A 7,025-nucleotide genomic window follows, 5' to 3' on the forward strand; every position below is an offset into this window, starting at 1 on the left:
TTGACCATCAGCTGCGCCAGCAGCGTCGACACCCAGCCCTCGGGGAGGCCGGGCCGCAGCAGACCTTCGTCGGTGGCTCGGCGCAGAAACGCGTCGACCTCCGCGATCAGCGGTGCACGGCGCTCGCGAATCGTGTCGTCGGCCACCAGTCTCGCTGTCTGTACCGGCCAGCGGCGGTTGACGCCGATGATCGCTTCGACGTACCGGTGCAGGGCGACCGCGACCGGTGCCTCCCGGAGCCGGACACTGGCGATGGCTTCCTCGACCGCGTCGTATCGAGCCTGATAGACGGCCGCGAGAAGTTCGTCGCGTGAGGCGAAGCGGCGGTAGACGGTGCGCCTGTCCACGCCGGCTTCGGCGGCGATGGCCGACAGGCTCGCCGACGGGTCGTCGGCGAGCAGCCGGGCTCCGGTGGTCAGCACCTGTTCGATATTGCGGGCGGCGTCAGCTCTCACGGCTTCAATGTACACATGTAAGCAGCGGATCCATGAATAAGCGCTGCGAAGCAGTAGCGGAAATTTAAGTAAGTGCTACATTGATGTGGCATTTGAAAATGTCCGGTCGCCCCGACAGCGCCCGGACCGTGGGACGGAGAAGAGAATATGGCCGGAACATGGCTGATCACCGGTGCGTCGCGGGGCCTGGGACGGGAACTGACCGAGGCCGCGCTGGCCGCCGGGCATCGGGTCGTCGCCGGTGCGCGCCGCCCCGAACAGCTCGACGACGTGGTGGGGCGCTACGGCTCGCACATCCTGCCGGTGCGGCTGGACGTCACCGACCCGGCGGCGGCCGAGGCGGCCGTGCGCGCGGCCACCGAGACCTTCGGCTCCCTCGACGTCGTGGTCAACAACGCCGGATACGCCGACAGCGCCCCGATCGAGGAGATGGCCGCCGAGGATTTCCGGGCGCAGGTCGAGACCAACCTGTTCGGCGTCGTGCACGTCACCCGCGCCGCGCTCCCGGTGCTGCGGACCCAGCGTTCGGGGACCTTCGTCCAGATCTCCTCGATCGGCGGCCGAGTCGGTGGTTCACCCGGGCTGGGCGCCTATCAGACGGCGAAATTCGCGGTCGAGGGATTCTCCGAGGTGCTGGCGAGCGAGGTGGCACCGTTCGGGGTCCGGGTCGTGATCGTCGAGCCGGGCGCCTTCCGCACCGACTGGCAGGGTGCCTCGATGACCATCCATCCGGTGGGAGCCGACTATGAGGCGACCGTCGGCGCCGTCCACCGTTTCCGCCGTGGCAACGACGGATCCCAGCCCGGCGACCCCGCTCGCGCTGCCCGCATCATCGTCGAGGTGGCCGACTCGGAGGAACCGCCACGCCGCCTGCTGCTGGGCAGTGATGCGCTGGCCGCGGCGCGGGCGGCCGGACAGGTCCGGGCCGAGGAGACCGAGAAGTGGGCCGTGGTGAGCGCCTCGGCGGACTTCGCGCCCGCGGGCTGACCCGCGCGGTTCTAGGATCGGAGATCGTGCCCGGCCGCAGGAGATGCCCATGAGTCTCGCGATGGTGATGTCGCTCGCCGACTCGCGGCTGCCCATCGGCGGGCACGTGCATTCGGGCGGAGTCGAAGAGGCCGTCACCTCCGGATTGCTGCGCGACGTCGACACGGTGGCGGCTTATCTGCGACGCCGGATCCGCACCACGGGTCTGGTCGCGGCGTCGTTGTCGGCGGCTGTCTGCGCCGGCGCGCTGACCCCCTCGGCGGCCGAGGCGGAAGCCGATGCCCGCACCCCGGCGCCGGCGGCGCGCACGGCCTCGCGGGCACAGGGCCGCGGACTGCTGCGGCTCGCGAAACAGGTATGGCCGCAGCATGATTGGTCCGGCCTGGGCGCGCGGCCGCACCTGTCCACGGTGTTCGGTGTCGTGGGCCGGGCCGCAGGGGTGCGGCCGGTCGAGATCGCCGGAGTCGTGGTCTATACGACGATGACCGGAGCCGCCACCGCGGCCCAACGGTTGCTCGCACTCGACCCGGCCGCGGTCGCGGCGATCACGCTGGAGTTGGCCGCGCTGTGCGACGACACGGCCCGCACAGCCGCGATCGGCCCGGCCGCCCTCTCCGATCCGCTCGGTGACGTGCTCGCTCAACGCCACCTCGACCGCGAGATGCCGCTGTTCGCGTCCTAGCGAGGTAACACCGGGTTCACATGGATCGGCCACGATGATCGGCGAGAGTCGAGGCCCGAAGGAGAGCTCATGCCGCCCCATCTGATCGACGGTGAACCGCACGATCACGCCCATGACCGTCCCAAGCGAGTGCGCACGCCGGGGGAGCCGGTGCGCATCGGGATCGGCGGGCCGGTCGGATCCGGGAAGACGGCGCTGGTCGCGGCGCTGTGCCGGCAGTTGCGCGCGGAACTGTCGCTGGCGGTGCTGACCAACGACATCTACACCACCGAGGACGCCGACTTCCTGCGCCGGCACGCCGTCCTGCCCGACGAACGCATCAGCGCGGTGCAGACCGGCGGCTGCCCGCACACCGCCATTCGCGACGACATCACCGCCAATCTCGACGCCATCGACGATCTGATCGAGGCGAATCCGCCGCTGGATCTGATTCTGGTCGAATCCGGCGGCGACAACCTCACCGCGACCTTCTCCGCGGGCCTGATCGATGCGCAGATCTTCGTCGTCGACGTGGCCGGCGGTGACAAGGTGCCGCGCAAAGGCGGTCCGGGCGTGACGTTCTCGGATCTGCTGGTGATCAACAAGACCGACCTGGCGCCCATGGTGGGCGCCGATCTCGAGGTGATGCGCCGCGATTCCGCCGCGGTGCGCGCGGGCCGCCCGTTCGTCTTCAGCTCGCTGACCGAGGATCCGGCCGCGACACCGGTGCTGGCGTGGGTGCGCGATCAGCTGGACGCGGCGGCGGCCGCCGAGGCCGCCGGGGAAAGTGCTGTTGCGCACTGAGATTCGCATCGTCGCACGCGCCGGGGCCCTGCCGTGGTCGGCGGCCACCGGCGCGCTGGCGGTCCGCTGCACCGGCCCGGATACGGTGCATCTGATCGGTGCCGCGGCCACGCCGCTCGGCGGGGACGAGCTCGACATCCGCATCGCGGTCGAGCCCGGTGCGCGTCTGGTGGTTCGCTCGGTGGCGGCGACGATCGTGCTGCCCGGCCGCATCACCCGGACGTCGACGGCGTCGTGGTCTCTCGACGTCGGGGCGGGCGGCGAACTGGACTTCGATCCGGAACCGACGGTCGTCGCCGGGGGAGCCGACCATCGTGTCGTCACCACGGTGCGGCTGGCCGCCGATGCCCGGATCCGCATCCGCGAACGCGTGCAGATCGGCCGCACCGGCGAGGATCACGGCCGCTGGTGCGGGGACCTCGTCGCCGACCTCGACGCCCTGCCGCTGCTGCGGCATCGCCTCGAACTCGGCGCCGGTACCGCCGCCGACGACCTATTGTCGGCCCCGCGCGCGCTGTGCAGCGAGCTGCGATACCCCGACGACAGCCCCGCCACCACCACCGGTGTGGCGGCGGCGTTGCTTCCGCTCGCCGCCGGTGGCTCGTTGTCGACGTGGACGGGTGCGCGGCTGTCCGAAGCGCCCGGCGGTCGCCGTCTCTGCGTCGACGCTGGGTGACCCTCCTCAGACGCTGCCCGCCGAGATCAGGGGGCGCCAGCCGTGGTCGCGGAAATGTGGGTACACGGTCTGTCGTGAATATGCCGCGAATACGCAAGGGCCGCAAGCTCATCGGCTCGCGGCCCTCGGCGCTGCGGTGGTGAACCGGGGGTGCTCAGCCGGCCTTCGGACGTGACGAGCCGGAGGTGGTCGACTCGCTGCTGCCGGAGGCGGGAGCCTCGGCAGCGGATTCGCTTGTGCCCGAGGACTTCTCGCCGTCCGGCGTAGCGGCCGCCGGCTTCGCCGGAGGTTCACCCGGCGCGGCGGGAGGTGTCGTGTTGCCGACCTCGGCCTGCACCGCCCGGGCGTCGTTCTCGTTGCCGTTCATGGCCTCGAGTGCCAGCCGGGCGAAGACCCACTGTTCGGTGGCCGCCATCTGCCCGCGGTTGCGGCCGAGGAAGGCGACGAACCACTGGAACACCGTGACGGTCCGGCTGCGGTAGCCGATCAGGTAGTACAGGTGCAGCACCAGCCAGATGAGCCACGCGAGGAAGCCGGAGAACTCCAGCTTGCCGATCTGGCAGACGGCGTTGAACCGCGACACCGTCGCCATACTGCCCTTGTTGAAGTACTTGAACGGCTTGCGCTGATCCGGGGTCTGCTTACCGGCGACCTCGGCCTTGATCTGCTTGGCCGCGTAGGTGGCGCCCTGAATGGCGCCCTGCGCCTGACCGGGCACACCGGGCACCGCCATCAGGTCGCCGACGACGAAGACGTTCGGATACCCCTTGATCGTCAGATCCGGTTCGACCACGACCCGCCCGGCCCGGTCGGTTTCGGTGCCCTTGGACCGTTCGGCCAGCATCTTGCCCAGTTCGCTGGCCTGCACACCGGCCGACCACACCTTGCACGCCGATTCGATGCGACGCTCGCTGCCGTCCTTGTCCTTGACCGTCACACCACGGGCGTCGACGTCGGTGACCATGGCGTTGAGCTGGATCTCCACGCCCATCTTCTCGAGGCGGCGTTGCGCTTTGCCGCCGAGTTTGGGGCCCATGGGCGCGAGCACCGCGCCGGCGCCTTCGACCAGCAGAACGCGCGCGTCGCGTGGATCGATGTTGCGGAAGGTGCCGACGAGGGTGCGGTCGGCGAGTTCGGCGATCTGGCCGGCCAGTTCGACGCCGGTCGGTCCGGCGCCGACCACGACGAAGGTCAGGAACCGGTCGCGTTCCTCCTGGGTCTTGGCCAGCTCGGCCTCCTCGAACGAGCCGAGGATGCGCGCGCGCAGTTCCAGCGCGTCGTCGATGGTCTTCATCCCCGGCGCGTAGGTGGCGAACTGGTCGTTGCCGAAATAGGACTGCTGGGCGCCGGTCGCGACGATGAGGCTGTCGAAGGAGGTGACGGTGTCCTGGTTGAGCAGTTTCGACGTCACGGTCTTGTTCACCAGGTCGATATCGTGGACCTCGCCCAGGATCACCCGCGTGTTGTGGTGTTTGCGCAGCACGATGCGGGTGGCGGGGGCGATCTCACCGGTCGACAGGATGCCGGTGGCGACCTGGTAGAGCAGCGGTTGGAACAGATGCGTGGAGGTCTTGGAGATCAGTACGACATCGACGTTGTCGTGCTCGAGATGTTTGCACGCGAACAAGCCGCCGAAGCCGGATCCGATCACCACCACGCGGTGGCGTCGGTTCTCGACAGTTTCGGTTCCCATCAGCGCTCCTCGCCGGACGTTCGGTCTACGACAGGCTCAACGGTAGTCGGCTGCCCGGAGGCAGTCACGACGAGCACCGAATGTCGGCGCGTCCGCGCCCCGGGCCCCGGTTTCGGCCCGCACGGGGCGGGTATGCGATCACTTCGGCACCGGCTCCGCCGCGCCCACCAGCGGCCCGACGAGGCGGTCGCCGCCGATGCTTTCCACGCTCGGCCACAGGAAGGCCGCGAGCTGGTCGACGAATTCGGCGCGCGATCGGGTCGGCTGCTGGATCCAGGCCTCGGCCGACATCAGAATGGCGCCGACGGTGGCGGTGGCCCAGATCCGCGCCAGCGCCGGGTCGGCGTCGAGGCGGCGCAGGATGATGTCGAATATCGATGTCGCCCAATCGGATACGCGAGTGAAGAACGGCCGATGCTCGGCGTCGCCGCGCTCGAGCCGCTGCATCATGACGTGGTGCAGGTTGGGATTGGCGTCGACGAAATCGCACATCAGGGTCACCACCGCCCGCAGCAGCTGTCGTGCGGGTAGCGGCTGGGCCAGCAGCTGGTCGGCGGCGGCGATGATCGCGTTCATATGTCGCTCGGCCAGCGCGTCGATCAGCGCCGGGAGGTCCGGGAACACCGCGTACACCGCGGTGCGCGCGTACCCGGCCTCGGCGGCGACCTGCGCGATCGTCATGCGCGCTCCGGATCGGGCCACCACCCGCTCGGCCGCGTCGAGGATCTCCGCGCGCCGGCGGTCGGGATCCCGGGGTGGCCCGGGCGGTCGGCCTGGACGCCGAATTTCTGTGTCCCTTGTCACAGCGCGATCCTACCTCTAATGTACGAGGTGTACTTTTCTTGCGGCCGGGCGGCGTGGCGCGGTCGCTGTGTTCGGGAGGCATCAGCCATGGTCAGCGTCGACCCGCGTCCCTCCGGCGCCGAGCGGGAGAACATCGGCTTCATCGAAATACCGGACGGCCGTCCGATCGACCGGCTGCTGCACCGATTACCGGCGCGGGAGCAGGTCCTGGCCACACCACCGCGGGGCAGTGCGGCATCGGCCGTGCGCGGCGACGCCGGACTACCCGTGCTGGGCCGCTCGCTGCAGTATCTGCGCTGGGGACCGGCCGAGATGTACGACCGGTACCGCCGCTACGGCCCGGTCAGCTACAACAAATCCTTCGGTGTCGACCGCGTCCTGGTCGCCGGTCCGCAGGCCGTCGACGAGGTACTCGGCAAGCGGCGCAACGATTTCGGGCAGGGCTGGGACTTCCTCATCGGCTCGTTCTTCCGCCGCGGACTGCTGCTGCTGGAATTCTCCGAGCACATGTTCCACCGGCGCATCATGCAGCAGGCATTCACCCGCGAGCGGCTGGAATCGCATCTGGCGCAATTGAGCCCGGTGGTCGAGGCCGCCGTCGAGCGCTGGAGTCCGGCCGGTGCGCGCACCCTGCGGCTGTATCCGACGGTGAAAGATCTCACTCTCGAGATCGCCACCGAAACCTTCATGGGCGTCGACGCCGGGCCGCAACGCCACCAGCTCGGTCAGGCCTTCCTCGACTGCACCCACGCACCGCTGGCCCTGGTGCGCTATCCGGTGCCCGGCGGCGCGTGGCGCGCCGGTCTGCGCGGGCGCCGGACGCTCGAGGAGTATTTCACCTCGATGGTGCCGCACAAGCGTCGCGAGGAGGGCGCGGACTTCTTCTCCGCGCTGTGTCACGCCCGCGCCGAGGACGGTGCGATGTTCTCCGACGCCGACGTGGTC

The 7,025-nt window shown here is 69.7% G+C and carries 8 protein-coding genes; 5 read left to right on the top strand and 3 right to left on the bottom strand.

Going from position 1 to position 7,025, the window contains the following annotated elements; all coding sequences use genetic code 11:
• Positions 1 to 455 (bottom strand): TetR/AcrR family transcriptional regulator (locus ON23_RS11065; RefSeq protein ID WP_157170204.1); only part of this gene is annotated, 455 nt, incomplete at its 3' end.
• Positions 456 to 602: 147 nt separating this feature from the next.
• Between ON23_RS11065 and ON23_RS11070 the strand changes: the two genes are divergently transcribed.
• From ON23_RS11070 to ON23_RS11085, 4 genes are all read left to right on the top strand, one after another.
• The gene (locus ON23_RS11070) at positions 603 to 1,442 is read left to right on the top strand and encodes an oxidoreductase (protein WP_039778000.1); all 840 of its coding nucleotides are present in this window, start codon (positions 603 to 605) and stop codon (positions 1,440 to 1,442) included.
• 49 nt (positions 1,443 to 1,491) lie between these two features.
• Complete coding sequence (locus ON23_RS11075) at positions 1,492 to 2,124, top strand: urease accessory protein UreF (protein ID WP_039778002.1); 633 nt, start codon at positions 1,492 to 1,494, stop codon at positions 2,122 to 2,124.
• A 69-nt stretch (positions 2,125 to 2,193) separates the two neighbouring features.
• Entirely contained in the window at positions 2,194 to 2,907 is a 714-nt protein-coding gene (gene ureG, locus ON23_RS11080; protein WP_039778003.1) for an urease accessory protein UreG, read from the top strand.
• Entirely contained in the window at positions 2,897 to 3,583 is a 687-nt protein-coding gene (locus ON23_RS11085) for an urease accessory protein UreD (RefSeq protein ID WP_039778006.1), read from the top strand. Before ureG ends, ON23_RS11085 begins: the two co-directional genes overlap by 11 nt.
• Before the next feature lie 154 nt (positions 3,584 to 3,737).
• Here ON23_RS11085 and ON23_RS11090 read toward each other — a convergent pair whose 3' ends face one another.
• The gene (locus ON23_RS11090; RefSeq protein ID WP_083903841.1) at positions 3,738 to 5,276 is read right to left on the bottom strand and encodes an NAD(P)/FAD-dependent oxidoreductase; all 1,539 of its coding nucleotides are present in this window, start codon (positions 5,274 to 5,276) and stop codon (positions 3,738 to 3,740) included.
• 138 nt (positions 5,277 to 5,414) lie between these two features.
• Positions 5,415 to 6,080 (bottom strand): TetR/AcrR family transcriptional regulator, encoded by a 666-nt coding sequence (locus ON23_RS35875; protein WP_143860137.1) that lies wholly within the window; start codon positions 6,078 to 6,080, stop codon positions 5,415 to 5,417.
• Between the two features lie 87 nt (positions 6,081 to 6,167).
• Here ON23_RS35875 and ON23_RS11100 point away from each other — a divergent pair.
• Positions 6,168 to 7,025, top strand: an 858-nt coding sequence (locus ON23_RS11100) for a cytochrome P450 (protein WP_039778004.1), incomplete at its 3' end; no start/stop codon positions are given.

It is taken from the genome of Nocardia cerradoensis NBRC 101014, assembly GCF_000308535.1.
In the GTDB taxonomy this organism is placed as follows: domain Bacteria; phylum Actinomycetota; class Actinomycetes; order Mycobacteriales; family Mycobacteriaceae; genus Nocardia; species Nocardia cerradoensis.

Excerpts from the sequence above, each read along its gene's own strand:
- ON23_RS11070 (WP_039778000.1), top strand. The coding sequence starts at position 603 with ATGGCCGGAACATGGCTGATCACCGGTGCGTCGCGGGGCCTGGGACGG.
- ON23_RS11075 (WP_039778002.1), top strand. The coding sequence starts at position 1,492 with ATGAGTCTCGCGATGGTGATGTCGCTCGCCGACTCGCGGCTGCCCATC.
- ureG (WP_039778003.1), top strand. The coding sequence starts at position 2,194 with ATGCCGCCCCATCTGATCGACGGTGAACCGCACGATCACGCCCATGAC.
- ON23_RS11090 (WP_083903841.1), bottom strand. The coding sequence starts at position 5,276 with ATGGGAACCGAAACTGTCGAGAACCGACGCCACCGCGTGGTGGTGATC.